This is a genomic window from Paraburkholderia sp. BR10954 (assembly GCF_040965775.1).
In the GTDB taxonomy this organism is placed as follows: Bacteria; Pseudomonadota; Gammaproteobacteria; order Burkholderiales; family Burkholderiaceae; genus Paraburkholderia; species Paraburkholderia youngii.
The window spans coordinates 134,404-157,413 of record NZ_JBFRCK010000014.1; the positions used below are offsets into that span (position 1 = coordinate 134,404).

Here is a 23,010-nt window from a genome sequence, read left to right on the forward strand (position 1 = left end):
ATGCGTGCGGGCGGCATCAGTCCTCGCACGCATCTCGGCGGCTCAATCATCATCCGCCTGAACAAAGGTCCTGACTATGAGCCGGCATCGGACGATTCGAACCTCTCGATTTTATTGCCAGCGAAGACAAGGTGGTCGGCCTTCTTGCGCGGCGCTTCGGCGTGCCGCTCGCGCCAGCGCCGCACGAACGAGCTGACACGGCCATAGCTGCCGGCATAGCCCTGTTCACGGATTGCCTCGAACATGAAGCGCGCCGTGCGCCGGTCACGCTTCGGTCGATGACTGTCCGCCCGGAGCCAACCCGTCAATTGCGCAGCCCAGTCATCGATGACACTGGGACTGGTGCGCTTCGGATACTTTGGATTCCCGTGGACTGCATAGAAACCGCTAGGTCCGAAACGACAGCAAGCACGGTCATTCCTGATCCGCCATCCCATTTTGTGGCCACGCTTATTTCATCTATCCCGCGCAGCAACTCCTTTAACGCGAGTGGCTTCTTGAGACGTAGATCGCCAGGCCCGCGCTCGACTTGGACGACCGCATGGCGTTGCGTGCGGCGCTATTTCAGGGTCGAGCTAAAAAGGCGGCAAGCTCAATCGTCCTGCTGGCGCCGAACCGACAACCACGTCCCCGCCGGACAACGGAGCCAATAGCCGCTCCACACGCGGCCGCGCCACCGCCAACGCCGTCCCGATCCCACCCACCAGCCCCACCCCGTACAAGGCTAGAAAGGCCGTATAGGACATCGCCGGGGCGATAAGGCGCGCCACGCCTACAAAAGACGCATAGAGCCACGACACCGAACTGATGGCCCCCAACAAGACGCATATCGTCGCCGCCCGACGTGGGCGACGCTGCGGTGTGGTCAGCATCGGAAACGCGACTCGATGCAGCAGCAAGCCGTTCGCCGTCAGCAGGCATACCACTGTCAGCTTTGCAGCCAGCTTCGGCTTGGAGACCAGCACAGCCATATGTAAGCCGGTGCCAAGCAGGATCATAGCGACGCCCGTTATCCAGAGCAGGCCGAGCAACCCTGCAATGGTACGTCCGGTGGCTTCCAGTCTGACGGCATCAATGCGCCGAGCTGTGAGCAGCGCCACGTCTTCCCGCAACACGCGCGCGATGGCGAAGGCGAAGACGAGGGTGTGGCTATATAACAAGAGCTGGCGAGCGGTGATGGTAAGCATGTTCATGACGGGCCTCACTTCCTTATGAGGGTTTCGCGGACCGACTCCTGGCCGGCGGTCGGTGATCGTTTTTTGAGGCGCGTGGCCTTCCAATTTCCGACCAGAGCCCACTGTGCCGACGGTTGCATTTAACGGCTTGCCTGCTCGACCGTTCTAATCGTCAGTCCGGCTGGTGAGCGTCGCGGCTACTGCTCGACAAAGCTTCGGGAATCTGGCCAGCTACTCCCCGTATGATCTTCCGGCAGTTCCGGGCGCTTCGTTGCGACACAACGAACGTCAACAGTTTTGCGAACTTGCTCACGGCAGGGTCTCTCATAGGGTCTTGTCATTTTTTGATAGTGCAAGGAAGATGATAGATGGGCCGTATGTTTTTACTACGCACGTTGGGAAAAAACCTGTTGTGTTGTTTGTGTTGTGTTGGAAAACGAACATAACGAGGAGAAGTAAAAAACGGTTCTAGAGCTACGCGAGGAGGTTGTCCTCGCAATCTTTTTATTCAACAACAGCGTATCTGTCCCGCTGCTGCGTGTGCTGACCGATCGCGGCACGGAATACTGCGGCAATCCCGAGCATCACGAATATGAGCTGTAGCTGGCCGTGGAGGATCTCGATCACACTCGTACCAAGGCCAAGTCGCCGAGGACCAACGGGATCGTCGAACGGCTGCACAAAACCATGCTCAACGAGTTCTATCGTGTGGCCTTCCGAAAGAAGATCTACGAATCGATAGACGTGTTGCAGACTGATCTTGATGCGTGGCTCGACCAGTACAACAATGAACGTGAACATCAGGGACGATGGTGTTACGGCAAGGCCCCGATGCGCACCTTTCTCGATTCACTGCAACTCGCCAGGGAGAAACTCATTCCCCATTGATCGCGTCTTCTCTGTCGGCCCAGACTACCTGTCAGATCGAGTTTCAGCTAACACACTTCAGCTATGGGATTCGTGAAACAGGGGCGAGGTCACTTTCCGGCCCTGAACGCTCCCCAAGATCATTGGAAAGATAAGGAATTGAAAGCGTCGCAGCCGCAGAGCAGGCAGGGCCGCGCCGTGGAAAAGTGCTCATCGTCCACCACCCTCTGGATGTTCGTCGCTTCGGATTCGCAGACCGCGAAAAAAGTAACCTGCGGGCGCCTTTTTTTCGGAAAGATAAACCTAATTTCCGCCGTGCTCTAACCTCCGGCCCACTTCCTGCCGACATCCAGTAGTATCTCTTACCTGATGAGACGCTCGAAAAGGTAACTATTACCTAATCACTATCGCTTATTCCCTTTTTGCGAATTCGCTCGCTGGCTGCGCAAAGGCAGGTCAAGTGAGGATCGCTCCGGTAATCGAAATCCCTCCGACAAGCAGTTCGATAGAAAACGCGGCGCCTTGATGAACGCCTGGGAGCCGTCGTCCGATCGTATTGCAGCGGTTTGATAAGCATACCGAATTAAAAGGTGCAACCACTTTCTGGCGCACGTCAGGCCTGTGTGACTCGAGTGCTTACCAACTGAATTTGGCCGGGTCTTCCGGCTGCGGATTATTTCTGTGATCAATCGACGACGATTTCTCGGCTGCCTGACGGCAGCTGCAAGCAGCTATGTACTGGTGGCGTGCGGTGGCGGGAGCAACAGCGACGCCACTGCGCCTGGCAGCAACAGCAGTGCGGCCAAGGCAAACGCCAGCGTATCCACCTCACCTAACGGCACGACGACCCCGCCGGCAGCGTCCATTGTCGACGCCTCCGGCATCGTGTGGACGACCTCGAACGGGTATATCTACAGGAACGGGACCAAAGACCCCTACTCGTACAACGTCACAATGCTGCTGTGGTACAACGGCAGCGTCTTCCAGCAGAACACGAGCGGGGAATATTATGTGTGGCTTGGGACGGGGTGGACAAACTCTGTCGATCCGCGCCTCATTGCGGCCAACGGTACGACTTCTGCCAACGGCACGACAACCCCGCCGGCGTCCGCCATTGTCGACGCCAGCGGCAGTGTGTGGATGACCGCCAACGGGTATATCTACAGGAACGGGACCAAAGACCCCTACTCGTACAATGTCGTGATGCTGCTGTGGTACAACGGCAGCGTCTACCAGCAGAACACGAGCGGAGATTTCTATCAGTGGATTGGGTCGGGATGGACACCGGCTTCCAATCCCTGCCTCGGGGGCACTTCGGCCAGCGGCACGACAACCCCGCCTGCGGCGTCCATTGTCGACGCCAGCGGCATCGTGTGGATGACTTCCAACGGGTATATCTACAGGAACGGGATCAAAGACCCCTACTCGTACAACGTCGCGTTGCTGCTGTGGTACAACGGCAGCGTCTACCAGCAGAACACGGGCGGGGATTTCTACAAATGGCTTGGGACGGGCTGGACACCCTCTGTCGATCCGCGCGTCGGGGGTAATATTTCGGCCAACGGCACGACAACCCCGCCGGCGACGTCCATTATCGACGCCTCCGGCATCGTGTGGACGACCTCCAACGGGTATATCTACAGGAACGGGACCAAAGACCCCTACTCGTACAACGTCACAATGCTGCTGTGGTACAACGGCAGCGTGTACCAGGAAAACACGAGCGGCAATTTCTATCAGTGGCTTGGGTCGGGATGGACGTCGTGTATCGATCCGCGCCTTGGCGGCACTTCGGCAGACGGCACGACGATTCCGTCCGCCGCCTACATCATCGACAAGTCCAGCAACATCTGGACGCTTTCGAACGGCTATATCTACAAGAACAAGGTCAAGGATCCGTCCTCCTCCAACGTGAGCCTGCTGTTGTGGTATGGCGGCATGATCTACCAGTCGGGGACGGGCGGGCAGTTCTCTGTCCTGACATGGAACGGTAACTGGTTACCGTGTACGGACCCGCGTATCGCCGCGGCGGCGACGCCGGGCGCGTTCTACGGCATCAACGGGCACTACGATTATACGTTTACGCCCGCGCAGGTCGTCGGCGCGCTGCGTGCGCTAGGATGCACGACGTATCGCGTCGGCGTTTTCAACACGCCGACTCAGATAAACGCGTTGGTAGCCCTGGCAAGCGCTTTCAAGTCCGCCGGACTGACGCTTTTCCCGCTCGTCGAATACGGGCTCCGTGACACAAACAACAACCTGTACACGAGTGAATCGGCGGCCTATCAGGCTTCATTCGCAGGAGCTGCGGCGATTGCCACGGCGCTGGCGCCGTATGGCGTCACGATGTACGAATGTGGCAATGAACTGACCCGCGACGGGGCGATCATCCTGAATTCGGCAACAGCCGGAACAGGCAGGGGCGACTTCAACAACGCGAACTGGCCGATCATGCGCGGCGCGATGCGCGGCATGATCGATGGCATCAAATCCGTGCAGCCGAACGCCAAGTGCGGTATCAACTTCTGCGTGGCGGACGTCGCCGCTTCCGACATGCTCTGGGATGGCTTGCAGCCGAATGGAACGAGCGGTTACCCTAAGGTTCGCTGGGACATCACGACGTGGCACAACTACCAGCCTTATGGCGATATCTTCGATGTAGGCTCGGACGGTGCCGGTCCAGGCTTCAACCTGCCAATCTACTGCAAGGCGCGTTATGGAGTGCCGTTCATCATCTCCGAATGGAATGCCGCCCCCGAAGATACCGAAGCGTTCCGCGCGACCTACGTCAGTCAGCAACTCGGCGAATTCTATGCGGCGCGCAAGACGTCTGCGGTTCAGTCAGTGATGTACTACGACTTGACGAGTGGTGACCAGACGTTCGGCATCGTCTCGAACAGTCTGGTACCGATCCAGCCGACTTACGGTGCGTTCCAGAGCTTCGTCGCAGCGAATCCTGACACCTGAGCCGATGCGGACGCCAGAGTCGGTATTCGCGATCGTCCCGGCACTAGCATGTCTCGATATGCCGAATGTGCGTGAACGCTAGCGTTTTCACACCTGGCTTCTGCGTTTGAGAAGGTCCGCAATTGCGTCGGCAGCGAACGCTTCGAACGCTGCGAACGCAAATCACGACTGGGACGACCGGAGCTTTCTTGAGTCTGCGGGTGACACGCATTGGTGGCGGCAATCACGGTTTCGATTCCGCAAATGGCTCAATGAGACGGGATCGCTTCGGAGTTTGACAATGGGGGCTACACCGGAACCCGCTACTAATTTCGGGGACGTGCGGAAAAGCTGCGCGTCATCGTTCAACGTTTTTCTAGTTCTAGAGGTTTGATATGGGAAGTCTCAGCATCGGTCATTGGCTAATCGTTCTGGCCATTATTGCGCTTGTTTTCGGCACCAAGAAATTACGTACCGCCGGGTCCGACCTGGGCGGTGCCTTCAAAGCATTCAAGGAAGGCATGGGTGGTGGGGCACCGTCGACCACTAATGCAGCCGCGGCCCAGCCGACGATTGATGTTCAGGCGAAGGATGTAATCGCGAAGTAACGGACCCGCCACATTAGCATCCAGAGCCACAGCCTCCGGTTTATAGAAATTCGCTCGTTTCTGCGGTGTGCTCGGTACAAGCCCCGATCTCGCCGATATCCTGCCAGGCGGCCGCGCCGAGATCGTCCCACTCAATGTCAACAATAACGAGCCTGCGATGCCGGCTCCAAAGGCAGTTGATGGTTGAGAGTGTGAGTTCGGCGATGCAGGTAGCAGGCGTCCGGCCGCTCGATAGCTCCACCGTCGGCAATCCGCCACATTGCTGACCTAAAATCGAGCCCGCTCCAATGTCGGCTCTGGCGTGCAATAGCCATCGCATCTCTCCCTGCCCGCAGCCCTCGATACGAGAACGTGACGCCCGCATAACGCTGACCCTAATGTTTCTCGCCCGCGAAGCGCCCAGCCGAGTCTCGACAGATTCCGTCATTAGCGCTCGGAACTTGAGGCATGTTGCGAGTTGGTACCCATGTGCCCCTCAGGGTGCGCCCCGCGATTTGTCTTGGTAGGGCCGTCACCTCACTGGAACCATAGTTGCACCCGGTAAGACCGTCAGTGTTCAGAGTCGGTGACAGCCAAATCCAGCACTGACATACCGTTATGAGAGAATCTTCTCCCTGGATTTCAGCTCGGACTTCTTTAACGATTCTGCAGGTGCTTTCCTTATAAAATAGCGACGCGCTGCCTCGTTACTCAAATCTTGCGACGACGCTGCGGGGTATTCCCGTTGGACAACGTCTACAAGCGACGAAGCCAGTTCCTGGGGTACTCCAAGCAGCATGAGTCGTGACACCGCATCAATCGCCGACTTCACGCATGTGTACGTCGATATCACCACGCGGAGACCGACAACTATCACCGACAGCTTCAAGACGGCGCTCCATAGGCTTCGATCGTACGCCAGCTGAATTACGTCCATCGCATGGATTTCTGGTCGCATGCTCGGAACGACCCCTTCGGAAACGCGGCGACTTCGTGCGGACTTCATTCGGGACGTGGATTACATGGCAATCGCACCGCAGGCCGTGCAGATGACTTCTTGTTCGGCGCGTCGCGTGACCTATCGCTCCATCAGTATTCCTCTATTATCTGGTCGCATTCCTCGACAGCGTCAACGTCAGCATCGCGCCACTGCTGACTTCGCGGTTTCTGTTTTAAAAGCCCGCGTAGACGGCCTGTCTTCGATTCACATCATCCATCAGAGCGCCGACCATTTCCGCCGCGTTTTGCCGACGCAAGACCACTCGCTCGACAATCCGACATGCGCCGCAATTTTAGGTTCATCGCCGTAATTGCCCGACAGTTGTTTGACTAACCGCTCGGCAAAGCCCCGATACTTCTCCCACGGAATGGTCGTCACCGGCCGCATGCGACCGCGTGGTCCACGCTTGCGGATGATGCGGTGACGGAGGAAGACGAAGCCGTCGTTCACGTGTGTGATATGGGTCTTCTCCGTATTCAGCGTGAGCTTCAGTTCGCCTTCGAGGTGAATGCTAGACACCGTCGGGTGTCGCATAACAAAACGTTTACCCGCCCCCATCAGACGCTAATTTGAAGGTCACCGCGTCGCGATGCCAGATCGGCGAGAACCCTCCGGTCAATCGTTACTGACAATCCGAAATGGTGCGCCGCAGCTCGATTTCGGCGTTTGGAGCAGACTCTGTTGCGCGTGAATGCGGCGCGGGCCGTTGGTGCAGACTTTGTTGTGAAACGGGACAATTAAAGCTGTCGAAGAAACTACATGAAGTTCTCGGCTCCAGCGACCGGACTGTCCGTAAGCTGAGTAGTTAGGCAAGAGTAGACAAAATGCGCCGAAAGTCTGTCGGACCCCCTCTACGGTGCTCCGCGCATCGAAAGTTTACGTGATAGTCTGTCGAGACCCCGACAATCAAGGGTCCTAGCACCACCACGGGGCCCCAAGCGAAACTCACGCTAAGAGCGGCTAACACAGCCTGGACATCAAGCCCAAGGTTTCGTATCCTGGGCGCATGTCCAGAAGAAAAATCAGCAAGGACTGTGGGCGGCGCTGGAACTGTTGATTCCGGCATTTACGCTGTCACCCAAAGGCGGCCGTCGGCGCACAGTTGACGACCGCGCATCACTGTACGGCATCCTGTATGTCCTGCCAACGGGCATCCCAAGGGAAGACCTGCCGCAGGAACTGGGTTTCGGCAGCGGCATGACATGCTGGCGACGGCTACGAGACTGGCAGGCCGCAGGCGTGTGGGAGCAACTGCATCTGGCAATGCTTCGCCGGTTGCGTGAACACGACCAGATTGATTGGGAACGGGCGAGCCTCGATGCTGCCAGTGTTGCCAGCCCCCGGGAGGGCAGGAAACCGGCCCCAACCCGACAGACCGGGGAAAGCTCGGGTCGAAACGGCACATCGTTGTAGACGCGCGCGGCATCCCACTGGCCATCAGGGTCATAGTGCTTTGCTTTCCTTGGCTGCTGCCGTTATCTGCTCGCGCTTCGTTGACGACTTGTGTTAGCGGCTCTAAGTACGCGGATGAAGCTCGTCTAAAAACCAAGCTATGTTTTCCTGCAGCTGTTTCGCATCGGACTTATTGGGATCTTTCGAAACAGTCTTTGGTCTGCCCTTCTTAGCTCTAGAGACCACCGCTTTGTTCGACAGGTTTGCCAGTGCCTTGCGCTCTTCGCAAGTCATGGAAGCCTCCAGCACCTTCATATCGACCAGATTCCGACGTTCCTGTTGCCGGTCAACGTCGTCGGTCAGGCTTACCACGGCCTCTATCGGGCACCACAAGTCCTTGCGCGTCTTTCGAAAGTCACCGTACAGCATGGACAGAGCCTCCACATCGTCGCGGAACGTCGCGTATTCCCGGCTCTTATAGGCCCTTTCCAACGCTGGATAATCGACCTCCCTTTTGTTCGCAAATTCGCTTTCGAATGCAATGCAAAGAAGTTTCACAACATTGCGCTTTATACCACCAGTTAAATTATGGATTGCTTGCGCGTCGTTTTCGGGGTCAAAGGTATAGACGTCTGGGATAATGTTGCGAAAACGACTAAGCAGTATTTTCCAGTCCTCACTATCGTTGCGATCCGGGTAGAGAATTTGAACTTTCCCAAGCAACCGATGCCGGTCCTCTTGATTGCGCGAGTTGAGCTTATGCAGCAGACTAAAGTTCGCGATATAGACAGCCGGGACCCCTATGTAGCACATTGCCAGGATCATCTGCGTAACCCGGGCACTCGCGTCACTACTTTGCGTGGCGAACTGGAATTCGTCCAGTAACACGAGCGACCATCCATCCCTGTATGCCAATCGACGAAGGTACTCCGTCAATACATCAACACTCCCTTCCCGGTCTGCGAAGCGAGTAAGAATACCTCTCGGTGTGCTGCATGAACGCACTGTGACTGATCGGTAGCTCGTGAGTGGGACGCCCGTCAGATCTTCAACCTGGATCTTGGGAAGAGAGGGCAAGAGGCGTTCGAGAGCTAGTAACAACTTGCTCTTTCCAGTACCCGCTAGACCTGTCAAGCACCAAGGGAAACAAAATTCCGGAAGTGGCGGATGCGGGCGATGCACTCCTTCCACAAACGCACGACAGCTCTCGTATATCTCGAGACTGTGACCCCATGCTATAGCCACCCATAGTAGTAGAATGTCTAAGCACTGAGCATTAGGATAGAACGTTTCCGATAACGCCCTTTCCAAGCGACCAATGGCTTCGAGCGCTGACATATTGCCTATGTTGGGAATGGGCTCCGGCTGCACTTCCACTCGCTTGCGGATTTCCTCTCGATTCAAGAGCGGAGTAAAGCGGGAAACCCATGGAGTTTGATTGACGGTCATTCCGCTTATTTCCTTCTGGAGGTGTATTGGTCGACGTCGTGCGCCTCCCGACGGGAGGCCGCGGTCTTCTTCGGATGACCGGCCCTACGGGTTCCGCTATCCCAACTCATCCCACTCTCCTGCTCGAATCGGTCAAGCGACTCAGCCAACGAGGCTAATTTGTGCACTCTGAATGCGGAATCAGTCGTCGCGCGTTCAGCGTTCCATTCAGAAAGCTCGAGAATGGATATAGACAGCGATTCGTCGTCCCCGCGAATCGGTAGTTGAGCATCCAAGCGCAAAATCTTATTGTCCACCTCGATCCATACGTGCCGAATATTAAGGTCTTGCATGTAGCCTTGGACGGCCATCCTTTTAGGGTGTAGGCGTGCAACACGATTGAGCAGACCACTCGCTTTTAGCCCATCTGAATGATACTTCAGGTCATCGAGATAAACCCCGTCCGTTTGCGCTGTCATTCCGACCGGTGTCAAGAACGTTCGTACCGCGTCCGCGATGCTCATTGGAATGCCTGAAGTCCGTAGATTTCGTTCGTAGTATTTCCACAATTCATGAGGGGTTGGCAGAACAGAGGCCAACTCCGCTTCCATCGGCATGCGCGCCGACATATCCGCTGTGTGGTTGTATTTAATTAGCGCGTGTATTTCCCGCTTGGCCAGGTTGACGACCGTATGGTTGCTTGCCACGTAGTGGGGTTCACCTTCGAATCTGACGTTGCGAGGATGCGATGATTCCACAGTCGCTTTGGACTGCCCGGAATATGCCGGCGTGATGTCTCTGATGGGCAGTCGGGCGCCTTCAGGCGCAATCAGGTTTTCGCTCGAACCGACACCGCGGTCTGTTTTGTAATGCGGTGGCAGGCCCTGGGTCTCCCACATGCCGGGCTCAAGACGAATCCCCCACAGGGCGCAAAGGTATTGTTTCGGGACAGCCATAGAGAAAAGCGCCATGCGATATGCGCTCGCTCGCTCCGCTGCGAAGGAAAATCCTATGCCGAGTTTTGCTCCGCACAGCACGTCGCGCGCGACCACTTCCCACAGTGGAGGCAGTATGCTGCCTTCCACGTAGCCCTTTGGCCTGTCTGCGAGGAGATTGCCGTCGAACTCTACTTCTTCTAGCAGATAAGCCACCTCTTTGGAGAACCGCCCCTTCGAAGGAGAAAGACTTCTTCTATGTCGGGCCGATCCCAATCTGTTCTTCTGTATGTTCTCTATTCCAACCTCTTTGTTCACGATATATTGAAACTGCCTGAAGGTTGGAAAAGGCTCATCTTTCGGATGGTAGAACTCTTTTGTTCCGCGAGGTACTTTCATGGCTTCACCTCCCTGATTTTGCATCCAAATTTCTTAATCATCGTTTCTGCGTAAATGTTCCCCATCGTCTTGCCCGGTGATTCGAATTGCTCGTAGCCTTCAATGCACAGGTCCGCCATGCCGCGGGTCATCCGATGGCCGTATCCCTTTCCAAACGCTTTCGATGGAGCGCCTTGCTTCTTGGTTGCGCAGCCATTCTTGGTTGTGCACCTATTTCGGTCCCAGCGACCGATGTTGTTGAACGGTGGTAACAGCGCCCATCTATTTCGCCCAAAGCAAATGTACGTCAGCACCCATGTGCGATACCGCGTCTCATTTTGGCGCGGCGTACAAACCTTTGCGGCCGCGTTTATAGCGGAATCGACATCTTCAGCGGAAAAGAATTCTTCCAGGTTGTCAATAACCGGCTGAATTTGCAGGAGACGACGGTCGGTGTAGTCTCTATATGAAAGCTTTGAGTTTGGCCGTTCGGCATCAATCTTGTCCAAGTTCTTGCCTTCGAGGCGCTCTAACCATGGCGGCAAAGTGGAAGGGTTTTCGGATGCGACAAGTTCGCCCCGAGACAAACCACCTTCAAATTTGTCACGTGAAATCGTCAGGGCGTGAGCCGTCGTACCCTCGAAGAAAACGAGCACTACTCGCTGAGTTTTCCGCGAATCCCCTGTGAAGTAATAGCGTGTCGCTTTTCGAATCTGGCCAAATCCATCAGGGGCGGTAATTTGAGCGCCTATAGTTAGCATGGGGACTCCGAGAACCAGTCTGCATACTTCACCAGAACATCCTGCATTTCTGGCCTCAGCGGACGGTCAATCAGAACTGGCTGGAAGAGGTCCACTCTTAGCTTCCTAAACCAGATGCCCTGAAATAACACGTTTCTGCAATCGTCAACGGAATATTTACCCGCACCGGTCAATCGAAAAATTAGTTCGCTGGGCGGCGTCTCTGTCTCAAGGCAATGATGAAACCGAGCCAGCAACTCGGCCTGTTCATCGCCTGAAAGGGATACTTCGCGGCAGTGATGAAGAAACAGTTGTCGGAGATTTGCGCGAACATTCCAATCGATGAGATCGGACGCCAGAAGAATTGTGCGAATTGCCGCATCAGCGTAGTAGGTGCACTCCAACTCATGTCGGGGAAGCAAACTCTCAGGAAATTGGTCGCGTCTTTTCCCGGTGCCAATTGGGCGCTTGAATCTGATTTCGCTATCCTTTACCGACCAATTGATGCAGCAATAGTCGCCTTCCGGCTTGCAAAATGCCAATAGGAAGTCTCCGACGTAGGGAAATACGAGTTCACATGGTCTGCCACCGGGGCCTGGACCCCATACTCGTGGCAGCAGATGGGTGTATCCGAGGCGCTCTGCGACGTCAACGATTCCCCTGAGTGGCGCTAGTTTGCCGGCGATGGCGCCCGGGAAGTTGTGGAGCGGGTGGGGCCGACCATGAGGCATCATCGCCAGCTGCTCCTGCACTCCGACGACCCCTGGATGATAGAGGGCCAGCAACAGCGCATGGCTCTCTTGCGCAGAAAGAACATGTATGTCGCGCCCCGGCACCTTCATTGCTCTGAAAGTGAGAGCGTGAGAGATGTTTGGTGCTTCTCCTCGAACTGCCCGGATGGCAGGTTGGTATTCGCTTCCCCAGCCGGGATCGCGCTGACGTTCCATGATGATGAGCAAACGCTCGAAGCTTGGGCGCCGGGTTCCCATTTCGTATCTCCCACGTCATCTCTCGACGACGAAACCGCCCCGGTCCGGCTGTCGATCCGCTCACTGGCGAGCAGGATTCCCACTTGACAATCGGGCGTTGTATGCTATATATTTGCCTATGATGGGGCGTTTGTGTCCGTACAAATTGCAATACGATGGTAGGACAAAATCTCCGGAGAGACAAGCTGTGCCTCGCCCAATCTTCAGACGATTGCAGACGGATCGGGCCGCCGTCGTTGAGGCGTCAAGAGGCTCACGCAAAGGAGATACGAACGCAGCGTGGCCCAGGTTGGGCATGCACCTGTCGGACGCTATTGGGCAATCGGCTAGAAAGCAGCCGGTTTTTTTGGCAACTCAATGTGCTCGATCGAGGGCCGTGCGTAAGGGATGCTGGAAGACTTGTTGAGCAGCAATGCTGAAGCGACCTATCGGCTCACTGAGGAGGCATCCCTTGATTCGCTCAAGGTTGCAGCAAAGGTGACCATGGCTAATTTGCAGGCTAGGAACAATAGGCCACTTCGCGGCCGTCCTTTCGGCGCTGCGTCGCGACAATCGCTCCATTCGGTTGACCCTGCAGCGCATTGGTCTTAGAAGACCCTGCGAGCTCATCTAATGCCCATATTGCTTAAGCCGGCTCAAGACGAGTTTCTTCTAGGGGTTATTGGTCGACTGACCCATCTCAACATCGGAAGCTCTTGCGTTGAGACGATGCGCAGTCTTGTCGCTCACTTCGAGCTGGAAGAGAAACACAGGCCCGCAACTGGTCGCCACCATCAGACGGAAGCGTACCTCGAGGCCCTCGCATCGACTTCCGGCAAGTCCGTATTTGAATTTCTTTTCGATCACTCGAACTTTGCGGCCCAGGGAGTTATGCCTACGCCAGCGGTCGCGGCCCCGTGGCTTTATAGGCGGATGCATCGGACGAAAATCAAACCGTATTCACATCGCACACGTCTTCAGCTTTGTAAAAAATGCCTCCCGGAGCAGGTGCGAAACCTCGGATTTCCCTTTTGGCATCGACAACACCAACTAGACGGCATTTACTGGTGTCCGGTCCATGCGACCCCACTGCTGGCTCTTGATGGTTGGCCAGCACAAGACACACTGATCCCGGTGGCAACTGTCGCCTCACAGCGGACGCCTGCCTCAGCAGCAGATTTCGAGAAGTATCCAGTTCTCCGAAGCGTTTGCGATGTAATGACCGGGTTTCTTCGGCACCCCCTACTGGACAATGTCACGCGCATCGACGATTGCCTTCGAGAACAGGCGGTAGCGCGAGGTCTGTGTCGTCATGATGGTGATCCAGCAATGCCGAGCGATTTGTCGTTTTTGACTGACCTCGCCTTTAACGCGTGTCCCGCATGGTGGCTCCGCAAAGTCTTTCGTTTGCGGAAAGAGACGGCCCGAATTGGAGACTCGGCTCTCCACAACGTGTTTTCGGGCAGAGGCCGAGCATCTTCGGTAAGCTACGCCTTAGCATTAGCACTTTTATTATCGCCTAGAGAGCGAGCTGATATGTTAGACCGGCCGTCTGATCCGTCGAGCTAATAGTCACGCGGCCCCGCACAAGCACATATGGCGGCAATCAATGTTGAGCCGCAGGCTGATAGTCGCCGCAAGAAAATTGAAGGACTGTTAGCTCGCGGGGAGCCGCATCAACATTGCCGCCCAGAGCACAGCGGTGACTCTATGGCGTCCCTGCTCCCACCAGAACGCATGACTTGGACTCTCGCGCAGAGCGCCACGAAATCGCCTGGCGCCTCGAAGAGGAAACTCAATAACAACAAATGTTTCACTGGATAATGCGGTGCGGGCCATCTCATAAGCAATCTTGCGATAGACCCCCCTCGCCCCCCCCCAACTTCTCCGATTCTCTCAGGAAACAGCTGAAGGATACTCCCGTAGTAAGCAGTGAACGCGTCTCGAAACTGCTCTAACTGAACGTCGCCTTTAAAAGTGACCCAACCTCGAGCCTTGGTCTGAAGCCGATAGATATGGCGTAACGATTCGCCGTCGAGCCATAGACCATCCAACCGCCGTATGAAGTTCGCCCACTCAACAAGTCGTGTCAACTGCCTGCAGCAGGACAGGCTCTCATCAAGACCATTCGCTACGGTTTGACTATCGAGAACATCAGGCAAGCAATACTCGCCCAATAGGACCGGACGCAGGGATGGATCGGCAACTCTGAGCCACTGGTGATGGATGAGACAGGAAAAACTCGACGGCTGCTGATGAGATTCCATCCACCACCCATGTCCGCGTTGACTCAATTGTTCGACGACACAAGCCGAACAGAACCTGAGAGGCCTTATTATGTTGAGTCCGGCCTTCCAGATCCCAAGCGTTCGATCTAGCTCTCCAGATGGCCCTCCGTAAAGCAAGTAACGACGAACTCCCTCCCTGACGTAGTTCGGCAAAAAGGGCGCATGAAACCCGAATAGCGTACCGCGCCTAAGCACGTCAGACAGTGTGCCGAATGCTCCTCCGGTTATGCTGTGAAAATGGACCAAACGGGACGGAAAGCCACTCGTGAGGCCTGCAGTGGGGTGTCCAAACAACAGTAGACTGGTGGCTCCAACGTCACCGCCGCAGTTCAGGCGATGGAATCGGGCGCACCAGCTATAAACCGTCTCCCCCGGCAACACGGCAGGGATGCAGCATGTTGCAAGGTGCTCAGCCGCGGCCGCGTCGACATCCGTCGTCACTGGTAACACCAACCTATCGTCTATACATGACATGATTTGCTTCGCAGTAGCGTTGCGTGCCAGCTGCTCGCAGGTCGACGCATCTCATCGGACGAGCGTGATACCCGAGCTAAGGCGTGACTGCGCTGTGGTTGGTGTTCGTATTCGGTGTGTTCGGAGACACTCTCTGAATCACCGCCAGCGAATGGGTAAGCGCATGCCCGTCACAACTGCTAGGGAATGATTTCGTCACACACTAAGGCTCGTCACGCTGCGTGGTGGGGACCCCTATTGGCTATCTGTCGAATTTTGCCGCTGGGGGCCGCAAGCGCTTTTCTTAGTCTGAGACAGGTCAAGGAGCAAGGCTTGACCGAGTCCGAACCTGAAACTGCGAGCGCGCGCACACCGGCGCCAGCCGCCCCGAAAGCGGCTGCTTAACGTAGAATGACCGGTTTGTTGTGATTTCTGTGCCCGGTCGCCGCGGAGAGCACGGGGAATCGATAGCCAATTCCGCGTGTATTTCCACACGCGAATGTTAGCCGGAATTTGGGAAATAAACAAGGGCTTTCGGTGGAACGAATCGAAATCTGGTCAAAGTTGGCTTCTCGCGCAGCGCGGGTCCTGCTCGTCCGCAAGGACGTCAGCTATGCGGGGCTGGCCTCCGAACTCTCTCGATTGGGCCTGGATGAGTCTGCTCGCTCCGTCGAAGGGAAGATCCAGCGCGGGACCTTCCGGTTCAGTTTCTTCTTGCAGTCGCTGGTTGCGGTTCAGGCCGATTGCCCGGCGCACTGGGATTCTGCCTTAAAGGTCCGCGGAGACTGGGAGCACCGCGCAGCGGTCTTGGTTCGGCATGAACTCGAGCTTCGCCCTTGGCTAACGTGGGAAGAGCTCGCGCGTCGCCTCTCTGTCATAGGCGCGCAGGCGGAGCCTGACGCGTTGGCTGCGCAAATTCGAGGCGGCGCCTTCCCAACCACTCTGTTTCTTCAGTGCGCTGTGGTATCGGCATTCGAGGGTCTTGAATTATTTTTGGACCGATCCGACCTGCGAGCCGCCGCAAAGCAATGCATGCTGGCTCTTTGAGCAACCAACCCCCCGTTCGGCATCGCCCACATCCTTCCTTGCCTCTCCTTCAAACTCGTCTATATTAGAGTCAATAGCGTGTGAAAACACACGCTGAATGGCGCGCCGATCGTCGCCTGATGCAGCCCCCCTTCTTCGCGGGGATTTACGCGCCAGCCGGTGGTGGGCCGCCAAAGTGGCGCAGAAACATGATGTTGAGCGCGAGGTGCTCCGCTACAGCAGAGTGCGGTCGGTACCGGGCAGACCGTTGCTTCGTCACAGCTTGGGCGGCATGAGGCGGTGCTGCCGTTAAGTCGTTGAGTGCAATCGGGGGCTGTTTTAGCCGGGCGGCGCTCGGCCTTGAATGGAGGCAGCAATGCCAATCTGGAACGTCGCACCTGTGAGCGAAGAACCCGAGGTCTCGTTGTCACATTGGCGCATCCTTGAGACGGCGGAGGGATCCAGGCATTTCGTCGGCAAAAAGCGTCCCGCCCATACTGGCCGAGTTAGCTCGATGCTATGCAGCTTCGACCCCTTGACCTTACGTGGCGCGACTCATACAGGTCGCGTCTACCAACTAATAGGTCAAAGTGGTCGGGATATCGACGCTCAGTATGTATGGGAGCGGTGGTGCGAGGTCAATGAAGTGGCGTCTTACACCGACGTCACCGAGCTGTTGCTCGCCGGTGCACAATAATGACAACGCCGGCCGAGCGTACGAAAGCAGTCTTGGAGACGCGTGGTTTCCTGAACGTACTCGCAACCGCAGAGCAAATTACTATCCCAGGTCTGGTTCAATCGGTCGCGATGGGGCTTCTTAGACACTATCCGCTGGACGTAGACCTAGAGGTGTCCGCTCTGGCGCTACCGAGGATCTGGGCTCCCCCAAACAGCAGTAGTCGCGAATGAGCGTTCAATACGTCATACATACGTTTACGGTTGCCGCAATCATGGCGATTTGCCTGACCACACCACAGGTCGAGTGAGTTCGGCGATTGCCACCTTTGATCCCTTGGTCTTACGCGGCACCACTCGCTCAGGCCGCGTACCACCTGATAGGCCATAGCGATTGGGATGAAAACGCACAATACGTTTGGGAGTGCTGGCGCGAACTCAATGGCGTGACTTCATACTCCGACGTCCATCCTGCCTATATCCAGGACATGGACAGATAAGAACTAGTGGTCCACAAAGTAACAACGATGACCGGGACTGAAAGTGATGAACACGGCAATCTCTCACGTCACGATGCGCGATTTCTGCATCTCGTGCACGTCGAAGCCGTGGCGGCAGTTTTGTTCGACCCCGTGGCAACTCTCGCGTTTCTTGACGTTCCTGATGCCGAACTGGGGCGACTCCTCAAAACCCGCATTATGGAAGTCGTTGGTATGTCCACCGCGTTGAACATCGATCTCCGCGCAATCCATGGCCCGAGCCCTGAGGAGGCCAATTGCGCCAAACTCGCTCCGGACCTTCGCATGGGCGAGCGCCGTTCTCTTGTTGACGACGGGAAGTTGCTACGCACGTCGAGGTACTGTGCGGCGTCGGGAATTTCGGAGCGGAAACTGAGCAGAGCAGTCTCCGCCGGTCGGATTTTCAGTGTCGATATAGAGGGCGAGCCTTGCTATCCGGCGTTCTTCCTGGTGAGGGATCTCGACCGCAAGGACTTAGCGAAGGTAGTCCGACGGCTCGATGGCCTGACCGGATGGAGCAAGTGGGAATTTCTCACGTCGCCAAACATGTCGCTCGGCAATATGACGCCACTACAAGCACTCATGCACAGGGAAGTGAAGCAAGTTTTGTCAGCTGCTCGGGCTTTCAAGGAAGGATCCATTCTGGCCACCGTAACGGCGAAGGCGATCGGCGTGCTGGGGTCGAAGGAAGCAGCAAAGCATTGGCTCGCTACACCAGCCATTGCCTTGGACCGTTGCCGGCCGCTCGACCTCCTGCACGACCCGAACGGCGTTGAAAGTGTCATGACGCTGCTCGTTCGCATTGACCACGGGGTGTACACATGAGCATGGGCCGAATAGTTAGACGTGGCTTTCACGCAGCGTTGTTGAGCGGTTTGGCGCCGGTTTTTAACCGAATTGCCATAGTCGATGGTCAGTAAAAAGCTGCAAATTTTTGAGGCGCACAAATGACAGTCGGCGAACTTATCGACCTGCTTCGACAGGCAGACCCCGGTAGCCGTGTGCTCTTCTTGGGCGAATACTCCGATCGTGATGAAGCTGATGAAATTCAAGAGGTTGTGATTCCGAGCCAATTATGGACACACGAGCGGGGCACCTACGCTGGCGAAAGATACGACGTTTGGTACCCAGGACCGCGTGCCAGGCGTGAAGAGGGATACAGCGATGTGACACATGAGGCGGAGAGTGTCGTAGTGCTCTCAACGGGACCAACCAATCTGCGATTCCCCTGAGAGTTGAACGAACATCGGCGAACGGTGCTGCACAATGATGTTCGCGACTTACGATACACAAGAGGCACCTATGGCAACCAAAGGGTGGAGCCCTGACGACTCGGCTAGACTGGTGCGCCTCGCGCGTGTCCTGGCTCGCGCTGCCGAGGTGTTTGACGATCTCGATTTGGCACTCGCCTGGCTTAAGACACCGGTTATTGCCCTGGAACACGCCACGCCACTGAGCCTCGTAGACACCGACGTTGGCACGGAGAGCGTGATGGATGCGCTGGGACGTATCGAGCACGGCGTGTTTGCGTGATGCGTTCGTAGCGTGCATCCGCGGAGAACCACTGGAGCACAAACACCATGCGCGTAAAGCTCGAAATCCCATCCCGGGTCGAGATGGAGAAGCGGGCGGTGAACGCTGTTCTCAACAATACGAAATGGCTAACCGCCTAGAGGGTCGCAGTCGGGACCGCTTCGTGGCTGGCCCCCGCGCTATGTTGCCGAGAGGGGAACGCAGGAACCTCTACGCCCCGACGAACTCGATCGACGAAACACTAGACACGCTCTGCGTGCGTCAATGCGCTAACAACGGAGAGACGAGGTGAGACCAGAATTGAGTGCCCAGTTGCGTGCCGCCTACGCGCTGATCTTTAATGTCGAGCCGATTGCCAATCCGGACGATCCCGACATGCCTGCCATACCGTCGGCATTTGCGAGCTGGGGCTTCGAGTGCGCGGATGGCTGGTTTGACCTGATCGATGTCCTCTGCGCGACGCTACAGAATGCGACCGCAAACGGTGCTCCGCAAGTTGTTGCCACGCAGGTCAAGGAGAAATTCGGCGTACTCCGCTTCTATGCCAATGGCCACAACGCGGTACAGGAGGGAATGATCGAACTCGCAGAAATGATCAGTGCGCGGCTCTGCGAAGTGTGCGGCAATCGAGGCCGTGTTATTCGAGACCAGTGGATCAGGACGCGTTGCCCCGAGCACGAACAAAACTGAAGAGGCGTCTTGGCGAGGTACGTCAGAGTGAATGTCGGCGGCCGGAACCGTTTTGCACCATGCCGCGGCCTCGCATGGTGTAAAACCGCTCCCGCCTTCCCAAGCTGCCCGGGATTAAACTTTTGCAAGACCAATAGCCGGAGACCAAAATGCGCCTCGAAATCGGCCTCATCTTCGCACTTGCCATCGTTGTGGCGACGGGCGGCGGCCTTGCCGCCTGGGCGCTCTGGCTGAAGGCACGGAGGTAGCGAGATGAGCACGAAAGCAACGCTCCGTTGGCAGGACCGGGACGGCAATTTGCCGCCGTGGCAGATCTATGAAGAATTGTGCGAAGCGGACGATGTCGTCTATCTTGAGTTCGAGGGTGTGAGAGTCGACATCACGATGATCGACGGGCCCTACCAGCGGGCAGGCACTGTCCGGCTAGAGTTGGCCTCCGGGACTGCGCGGCAGCTTGGCATCCTGCCTCCTGACTGGAAACGTGACACGAAGTGGTCGGATCCTGACGCGATCCAGCGCGGCATCAAGCAGGTGCGGCGGCTGTCGCAGAAGAAGACCGACGAGGGCGGGTCGGAGGAGCCATGAGCACAAAAGTCACAATCGAGCGTCAAGAGCAGGAGGACGGCGCGCCCGGCTGGCACTTGTATGAGGAGCTGCTGGACGCGGAGGACTTCGTGTATTTGGAGCTCGACGGTGTGCAGCTTGACGTTGGCGTCGGCCGCGGCGGCTCGCTGGCCGGGTCTCCAGTCGACACGGTGCTGCTCCGGCTGCCGACAGCTACAGCGGTGCGGCTCGGCTTACTGCCGCGTGGGTGGCCACGTAGAGCTATAGGTAAGGTGACAACATGAGCTTGGAAACCGGTTTGTGATACCTCCTCGTCGCATTGAGATCTGAGCGCCGTCGGGCAACGACGTCCTTGTGAAAGCGTGAACCATGAGCCTCGAATATCGTGAGAAGACCGTCCGCGAGGTGGCTGCGTGTACGTGCGATCGGTGTGGTCGCCGGATGACCTCCGATGGAGGTGACGACAATGAGTGGTACGAGAAGGTGTCGCTTGCCTGGCGCGGCGGCTTTGGTTCAGTGTTCGGTGACGGCAACGAGTTGCGCCTCGACTTGTGCCAGCGCTGCGTCAAAGAGACCCTTGGCGAGTGGATCAAGGTCGCACACCCGGAGTTCGGCTCGCGCGAAGGATTTGACGAGCGCGAGGCAAGCAACGAATTCGTCGGAACGCATGGATTGCCGGTGTCGCCAGAGGCGTTCGAAGCGTTCCGGGCAGCCCTGGATGCGCCGCCGGTGCCTAACGAGCGACTGATTCGCCTGATGAGGAGCTGTTTCCCGGCCCGGGAACAAAAGAATGGAGTGTCGGTGTCGCGAGAGGACAGCGAGACGGCGCACCTGTTGCGCTCGCCCGCTAACGCGGAGCATCTTGGGCGATCCATCACGGCACTGGCTGGCGCCGTGAGATTGCTAGTCACCCGGCGCGACGGGCCGCCGGCGCTCAGGGCGCGCCGGCTCGCGCAGGTGCTGAGGCTCGTGTGGCAATCCGACAAGGACGCCGCTGCGTGGCTCACGACCGAGCATCCTGAGCTGGGTGGACGCACGCCGCTCGAGGCGGCGAGGTCAGAATCGGGCGCGCGGCGTGTCGAGCAGATCCTCCTCCGGATTTTTTTTGGCATCCCCGGCTAAGTTGTCGTCATCCCATTTTCAGTAACTTTCTGGAGCCTCCCGTCATCGGACCGGGTTCGGCCATGAGGGGACGTTCGCGTATGCATCTTGAACGTCGGCAATGGAGCCCTTTTGCGACGACCGTCGATGTCTCACGGGGGCTGAGGAAGATGTGAGTCTCAAAGCGCCACTTTCAAACGCTCCGGGTGCTGCACGGGCCAAGGAGATTGGCTGAGTCTGAGAGAGCGGGCCCGCCGCTCCCTCATCCCGTGACTCTCGTAGGGCTACCCCGTCCAGTAGAACTAGAAGTACGTTCGTACGCCCAGGCCGAACGTATAGCCAGAGCTGGCTCCATTTTTTCAGGGAAACAGCCGGGACTGGAGTGAATATCGCGGCGGGACTTCAGCGGGATTCGGCGTGCATTGCCTTCTTGACGCCTTCATCCCTCATAGGCTCGTTTCCTCCGGTGACGTGGATGGCACCCTCCGGCGCCTTCATGTCGTAGCAGCTCTTGATAAGCTCACCGTCTTTCATGACCAGGGAAATCCTCGCCGGGTCCTGCAGCACTTTCAGGTCTTCAAGCGGGTTGCCGTCGACCAGAACGATGTCTGCGTAATACCCTGCCGCCAGTTTCCCGATGCTGTCCGGTTGCATCATCAGTTCGCCGCCAAGGCTGGTTGCCGACAACAGTGCTTCCTTCGGCGTCATGCCTATGTATTTCACGAAATGCTCGAGGTCCCGGGAGTTCGTACCATGCGGCATCCACGCAAAACCGTAGTCGCCGCCCGGGAGAATCCGGATGCCACGCTTGTGCATCTTGGTGAGCGTCTCCGATGCGATTTCCAGTTCGCGCGCGTACCCCATTTTGGTCGCGACTTCTTCCGTGATGCCCCACTTCTCGGCGTGGTACAGCGTGCTGACAAGCCACCCAATTCCGGGAGCCACGAAGTGCTTATCCTTGTTTGCTTCGAGCATGTCGAGCGCTTCTTCGTCCGCGAAGCTTGCGTGGAAGACCAGCTCCAGACCGTGACGGACACACTGCTTGACCGATTCGCTTGAGCGGGCGTGAGCGGCAACTCGCTTGCCTGCGCGTTTCGCCTCCGCAGCCAGCATCGCTATTTCTTCCTCGGAGAAGGGCGAGACTTCTGCGGGGATACCTGCGATGTATTCACCTGAGAGGTTGATTTTCAGCTGGTCAACGCCGTATTTGATGAACATGCGCGCAGCACGTCGCACTTCTTCTGGCCCGCTGACAACCTCACCGAAGTTCAGTTCACGGAACGGCAGATGAGGCAACGTGTTATCACCCAGACCTCCGAGTGTCGTAATTTCCTGGCTGCCGGCCAGATAGCGCGGCCCAGGGAACTCGCCGGCGTTGATTGCATTGCGCAACACGACGTCCAGGCGCGGCTTCGCGGCAGCAGCGCCGAGCGCAGACGTGAAGCCCATTTCGAGATAGCGCTTTGCCACCCTGACGCACCACAGGATGTGTTCTTCCGGCGGCATGAATTGAATTGCCGACAAAGAAGGCTGGTCATTCCACGAAAAGTGGGTGTGCGCCTCGGTCATGCCTGGCATGATGAACCGTCCGCGCCCGTCGATGGTGTGCGCTCCAGCTGCATTCACCCTCTCGCCGTTCTTTGCTACACGTGTAATCCGATTATCTTCGACCAGAATTTCGCCGATATACGGGTCGGCGCCAGTGCCGTCGAAAATGTTTACGTTGGTAAAAGCGATTCTGTTCAT

The 23,010-nt window shown here is 57.0% G+C and carries 19 protein-coding genes and 4 pseudogenes; 13 read left to right on the top strand and 10 right to left on the bottom strand.

The genetic code is table 11. The annotated features are described in order from the left end of the window. Positions 1-137: 137 nt before the first annotated feature. Positions 138-362: pseudogene (locus AB4Y34_RS20560) on the bottom strand (IS21 family transposase); the annotation flags it as partial. Between the two features lie 213 nt (positions 363-575). Further along, positions 576-1,193 (bottom strand): hypothetical protein, encoded by a 618-nt coding sequence (locus AB4Y34_RS20565; protein WP_176380474.1) that lies wholly within the window; start codon positions 1,191-1,193, stop codon positions 576-578. A gap of 507 nt (positions 1,194-1,700) precedes the next feature. Between AB4Y34_RS20565 and AB4Y34_RS20570 the strand changes: the two are divergent. The 3 genes and pseudogenes from AB4Y34_RS20570 to tatA all read left to right on the top strand — a co-directional run. Then, positions 1,701-2,063 (top strand): annotated as a pseudogene (locus AB4Y34_RS20570) (integrase core domain-containing protein); the annotation flags it as partial. A 660-nt stretch (positions 2,064-2,723) separates the two neighbouring features. Further along, positions 2,724-5,009, top strand: coding sequence for a hypothetical protein (locus AB4Y34_RS20575; RefSeq protein ID WP_368717034.1), 2,286 nt, complete (start codon positions 2,724-2,726; stop codon positions 5,007-5,009). 374 nt (positions 5,010-5,383) lie between these two features. Further along, entirely contained in the window at positions 5,384-5,596 is a 213-nt protein-coding gene (tatA, locus tag AB4Y34_RS20580; protein ID WP_176380473.1) for a Sec-independent protein translocase subunit TatA, read from the top strand. Between the two features lie 40 nt (positions 5,597-5,636). Here tatA and AB4Y34_RS20585 read toward each other — a convergent pair whose 3' ends face one another. Together AB4Y34_RS20585 and AB4Y34_RS20590 are read right to left on the bottom strand one after the other, a co-directional pair. Further along, positions 5,637-5,915 carry a hypothetical protein gene (locus AB4Y34_RS20585; RefSeq protein WP_368717035.1) on the bottom strand — a complete coding sequence of 93 codons (279 nt, stop codon included), beginning with the start codon at positions 5,913-5,915 and terminating at the stop codon, positions 5,637-5,639. Between the two features lie 960 nt (positions 5,916-6,875). Further along, positions 6,876-7,079: pseudogene (locus AB4Y34_RS20590) on the bottom strand (group II intron reverse transcriptase/maturase); the annotation flags it as partial. 540 nt (positions 7,080-7,619) lie between these two features. Between AB4Y34_RS20590 and AB4Y34_RS20595 the strand changes: the two are divergent. Continuing rightward, positions 7,620-8,014: pseudogene (locus tag AB4Y34_RS20595) on the top strand (transposase); the annotation flags it as partial. A gap of 76 nt (positions 8,015-8,090) precedes the next feature. On the opposite strand, the gene AB4Y34_RS20600 reads toward AB4Y34_RS20595, so the two are convergent. The 4 genes from AB4Y34_RS20600 to AB4Y34_RS20615 form a co-directional block, all read right to left on the bottom strand. Next, positions 8,091-8,855 carry a hypothetical protein gene (locus tag AB4Y34_RS20600; protein WP_368717036.1) on the bottom strand — a complete coding sequence of 255 codons (765 nt, stop codon included), beginning with the start codon at positions 8,853-8,855 and terminating at the stop codon, positions 8,091-8,093. Positions 8,856-9,421: 566 nt separating this feature from the next. Continuing rightward, complete coding sequence (locus tag AB4Y34_RS20605; protein ID WP_368717037.1) at positions 9,422-10,729, bottom strand: hypothetical protein; 1,308 nt, start codon at positions 10,727-10,729, stop codon at positions 9,422-9,424. Continuing rightward, complete coding sequence (locus tag AB4Y34_RS20610; RefSeq protein WP_368717038.1) at positions 10,726-11,469, bottom strand: hypothetical protein; 744 nt, start codon at positions 11,467-11,469, stop codon at positions 10,726-10,728. The genes AB4Y34_RS20605 and AB4Y34_RS20610 overlap by 4 nt, the downstream gene beginning before the upstream one ends. Then, positions 11,463-12,437 (bottom strand): hypothetical protein, encoded by a 975-nt coding sequence (locus AB4Y34_RS20615; protein WP_368717039.1) that lies wholly within the window; start codon positions 12,435-12,437, stop codon positions 11,463-11,465. The genes AB4Y34_RS20610 and AB4Y34_RS20615 overlap by 7 nt, the downstream gene beginning before the upstream one ends. Before the next feature lie 612 nt (positions 12,438-13,049). Here AB4Y34_RS20615 and AB4Y34_RS20620 point away from each other — a divergent pair. After that, a complete protein-coding gene (locus tag AB4Y34_RS20620; RefSeq protein WP_368717040.1) occupies positions 13,050-13,985 on the top strand; it encodes a TniQ family protein in 936 nt (311 codons plus the stop codon). Between the two features lie 107 nt (positions 13,986-14,092). On the opposite strand, the gene AB4Y34_RS20625 is transcribed toward AB4Y34_RS20620, so the two are convergent. Beyond that, complete coding sequence (locus AB4Y34_RS20625) at positions 14,093-15,178, bottom strand: TniQ family protein (RefSeq protein ID WP_368717041.1); 1,086 nt, start codon at positions 15,176-15,178, stop codon at positions 14,093-14,095. Between the two features lie 516 nt (positions 15,179-15,694). Between AB4Y34_RS20625 and AB4Y34_RS20630 the strand changes: the two genes are divergently transcribed. The 8 genes from AB4Y34_RS20630 to AB4Y34_RS20665 all read left to right on the top strand — a co-directional run bounded on the left by AB4Y34_RS20630 (position 15,695) and on the right by AB4Y34_RS20665 (position 21,285). Continuing rightward, positions 15,695-16,204: a DUF6471 domain-containing protein gene (locus AB4Y34_RS20630; RefSeq protein ID WP_368717042.1), complete on the top strand. Its 510-nt coding sequence runs from the start codon at positions 15,695-15,697 to the stop codon at positions 16,202-16,204. A 675-nt stretch (positions 16,205-16,879) separates the two neighbouring features. Next, the gene (locus AB4Y34_RS20635) at positions 16,880-17,092 is read left to right on the top strand and encodes a BPSL0761 family protein (RefSeq protein WP_368717043.1); all 213 of its coding nucleotides are present in this window, start codon (positions 16,880-16,882) and stop codon (positions 17,090-17,092) included. Positions 17,093-17,385: 293 nt separating this feature from the next. Continuing rightward, positions 17,386-18,201 carry an antitoxin Xre/MbcA/ParS toxin-binding domain-containing protein gene (locus AB4Y34_RS20640; RefSeq protein ID WP_368717044.1) on the top strand — a complete coding sequence of 272 codons (816 nt, stop codon included), beginning with the start codon at positions 17,386-17,388 and terminating at the stop codon, positions 18,199-18,201. A 441-nt stretch (positions 18,202-18,642) separates the two neighbouring features. After that, positions 18,643-18,909, top strand: a complete 267-nt coding sequence (locus AB4Y34_RS20645) for an antitoxin Xre/MbcA/ParS toxin-binding domain-containing protein (protein WP_368717045.1) — start codon at positions 18,643-18,645, stop codon at positions 18,907-18,909. Positions 18,910-19,197: 288 nt separating this feature from the next. Beyond that, positions 19,198-19,599, top strand: coding sequence for a hypothetical protein (locus AB4Y34_RS20650; RefSeq protein ID WP_368717046.1), 402 nt, complete (start codon positions 19,198-19,200; stop codon positions 19,597-19,599). A gap of 252 nt (positions 19,600-19,851) precedes the next feature. Continuing rightward, complete coding sequence (locus AB4Y34_RS20655) at positions 19,852-20,184, top strand: hypothetical protein (protein WP_368717047.1); 333 nt, start codon at positions 19,852-19,854, stop codon at positions 20,182-20,184. Continuing rightward, complete coding sequence (locus tag AB4Y34_RS20660) at positions 20,181-20,447, top strand: hypothetical protein (RefSeq protein ID WP_368717048.1); 267 nt, start codon at positions 20,181-20,183, stop codon at positions 20,445-20,447. Before AB4Y34_RS20655 ends, AB4Y34_RS20660 begins: the two co-directional genes overlap by 4 nt. An 85-nt stretch (positions 20,448-20,532) precedes the next feature. Beyond that, positions 20,533-21,285: an antitoxin Xre/MbcA/ParS toxin-binding domain-containing protein gene (locus AB4Y34_RS20665; RefSeq protein ID WP_368717049.1), complete on the top strand. Its 753-nt coding sequence runs from the start codon at positions 20,533-20,535 to the stop codon at positions 21,283-21,285. Positions 21,286-21,666: 381 nt separating this feature from the next. Here AB4Y34_RS20665 and AB4Y34_RS20670 read toward each other — a convergent pair whose 3' ends face one another. Next, on the bottom strand, positions 21,667-23,010 hold the full coding sequence (locus AB4Y34_RS20670; protein ID WP_368717050.1) for an amidohydrolase family protein: 1,344 nt from the start codon (positions 23,008-23,010) through the stop codon (positions 21,667-21,669).